General features: G+C 25.3%; 4 protein-coding genes. All 4 read right to left on the reverse strand.

What is annotated here, in order from left to right; translation table 11 throughout:
* A partial coding sequence (locus U881_RS0102235) for a recombinase RecT (RefSeq protein WP_024653026.1) occupies positions 1 to 597 on the reverse strand: 597 nt, incomplete at its 3' end.
* A 277-nt stretch (positions 598 to 874) separates the two neighbouring features.
* Positions 875 to 1,408, reverse strand: a complete 534-nt coding sequence (locus U881_RS0102240) for a chromosome replication/partitioning protein (RefSeq protein WP_024653097.1) — start codon at positions 1,406 to 1,408, stop codon at positions 875 to 877.
* A gap of 82 nt (positions 1,409 to 1,490) precedes the next feature.
* Positions 1,491 to 2,240 (reverse strand): ParA family protein, encoded by a 750-nt coding sequence (locus U881_RS0102245; RefSeq protein ID WP_024653098.1) that lies wholly within the window; start codon positions 2,238 to 2,240, stop codon positions 1,491 to 1,493.
* Positions 2,216 to 2,782: a DUF226 domain-containing protein gene (locus U881_RS0102250; RefSeq protein ID WP_024653099.1), complete on the reverse strand. Its 567-nt coding sequence runs from the start codon at positions 2,780 to 2,782 to the stop codon at positions 2,216 to 2,218. The genes U881_RS0102245 and U881_RS0102250 overlap by 25 nt, the downstream gene beginning before the upstream one ends.
* Positions 2,783 to 2,846: the final 64 nt, after the last annotated feature.

Genomic DNA, 2,846 nt, shown 5'->3' on the forward strand with positions numbered 1-2,846 from the left:
TTGTTCTTCATATACAGTACTTATACCTTCTAATTCTTCTCTAGTATATGGCATAGCAGATAAATCAGTTCCTGGCAATGTTCTACAAAGTCCACTTATTGCACATTTTCTTAGCATAAACACTGGCTTCTCTCTCCATACTGCTGTATTTCTACTACACTCTCCTAAAAGAACTGAAAAGCTATAACATTTTCCTTCGCTAGTACTCATATATGCAGTACACTGTAAGTCTTCTTTTTCTATTATATTACCTTTAGCATCAACTCTATAAGTCTTTAGCTTTTCTTCTTTAAATGAAAAATCTCTACTATCGTATCCATACTCATATACTCTTTTAAGCAAAGTTTGATATGCTACTACAACTGTTGGTCTCCCATTAAATGGTATTATGTATGCTTCTTTTTTAAATGGATTAAGATTATTTATTTTAAGCAAAGTTAAAATATCACGTTCTGATTGTAAATCTATTTTATCTAATCCATACATACATTTGTATGAATTCCATAATTTTAAAATATCTTCTGACGTAATTTCACTAATATATTTGTTAATAATTTCTTGCATATTTGTTTTTGATATGTTATTTATATTTTTCATTATTATCTCCCTACTATTTGTTTAATAATATAAGACAAGTATATAAAAAATATATTTTTTTGTCAAATTTTTTAGTGAAAAAAGATTAATTATCATAAAAAATAGGTCTTTGTTAGTAATTCTTTGAAAAGAATTACTAACAAAGACCTAAAGTCTGTATAAATTGAACAAATAATAAGGCGATCCTAAAATGATTAGTCACCTAACGGAATTTAGCATACAATAAATTTCAAGTAAAATCAACTACTATTTTAAACAATTCGATAGCCCATCTATATTAGTTAAATTTTAAATTTTTAAATTTTTTCATAAATTCTTCCAATAAATCTTTTTTATCCTTATATAACTCATCCATTAAGAAACTAGTAAATTTTGCATTTTTTTTATAAAAATCATAACTTTCTTTATTTTTAAGCTGAAACCTCAATGGCTTGATTGGATTCCGTTTTGATTTCTTTACAGTTCTACTTCCTTCTTTAACTATTAAAATTAATGCATTATGGATACCATGCTCTATAATATATTCCTCTTTAAGAATACCCTCTTGCAATGCGCTGGCTAGTTTTAAATATGCATATGCTTGAGTCTTAGCTACTTTATATTCTTTAACGAAACTCTCAAAACTATTATGTCCATCTAATTTATAATATTCATTATCTTTTATTTCCTTTAGAATTCTCATGCTCTCTATTTTGTAATGAATTTCTCTTTTAAAATTTTCTTTTAATTTATCTTTTAAAGAATTATAATAATTCATCACATTTTCCTGTTCGTTGTTTCCCAAAACTCTATTATTTATCTTGATATTCATAGTCATATTTTTTATATAGTTCAGATTCTGAACTATATATGGTTTACTCCTTTGGTGATATAGATTTATACTTTGTTAAATTTCATTTTTCATTAGCTTTTTCCAAAAGGCAATCTAAAACAGATTGATATTCATATATGTAATCTCTGTTTAAATTAAAAATACTATTTTCTGCTATCGTTTTATTTAAATCCTCCCTTTCAGATATACAACCTAAAAAATTATCTTTTAACTGTAAATTATCCAGTAAATATTTATGAGATTTATTCTTCTTAAATTTAGTAATAAAAATAAAAGTCGGTATTTTTAACTTTAAATCCTTTATATAAAACTCTAATATTTGCAAACTTTCAACAGCCCATTTTTCTGCTGTCATTGGTACTATTATATAATTGCTAACAACAAGAGCATTCGTTAAAGTATAATCCAAACTAGGATTCGTATCTATTATTAGATAGTCATGTTTTATCTTTAAAAAAGATAATGCTTCATTCAATTTTAATTCTTTAAAATTAATCACTTCTTTATTAAATAAATGAAGACTTAAATAACTAGGAATTAAATCTAAGTTTTCATATATTGAAATAATAGATTTATTAATGTTCATAGTACCTTTGAGAACCTTATATATGTTTCTAGCAACTATATTGAAATTTTTTTTTTCAAAAATCTCATAAAAATAGCTAGTAATTGATGCTTGCGTGTCCATATCTATTAAGAGCACCTTATATTTTTGAGCCAACAATGTCGCAAGTATAATTGCGCTTGTACTTTTACCAACACCTCCTTTAATTGATGCTATAGTAATTATTTTTGGTTTTTTTCTATCCATTCTGTTATGATTCTCCTTTTTGAGGGTTTTTTGCCATAAAATTCATATACTTGACTTTCTAAATTTGTTAACATTTCACATAAAAATTTGCTATATTGTGTTTCTGTCTTTTCTTTTTTCAGCAAACGAGAAATTCCTTTAATGTAACAGAAAACACTTCCTTTTTTAAATCTGAATTCTATATAGCAAACCTTTGAAAAGGTATATGCTTTTATAATACCATTTTCTTCATATTTCGTTACAATATTTTGTATTGGTTTTCGATATCCATAAAATATTCCTAAAAATTTATCATCTTCCTTTAAGGAAAACAAATTAAATGTGTTTATCTTTTCTAGATTAAATAATCCTCTAAAAGCAATAAAAAACTTATTGCTTTGTCTCCTATGTACTCCAAATGCATACAAATCATTAATTATCTTCGTGTGATATATTTTTCTATTGTCAACAACTTCTATTTTAGCAAACATTGGTTTGCTTTTTTTTTCTCTTTGCTTAATGTCTGACTTTTTTGTCTTTAGGCGTTCTAATACACTCTCCATTAATTACCCTCAAGTTACGATTTTCTCACTCTCTCTGATTTTTAAATATCCTTTTTCTTCTATT

Origin of the sequence: Borrelia persica No12 (assembly GCF_000500045.1) — a bacterium.
Taxonomy (GTDB): Bacteria; Spirochaetota; Spirochaetia; order Borreliales; family Borreliaceae; genus Borrelia; species Borrelia persica.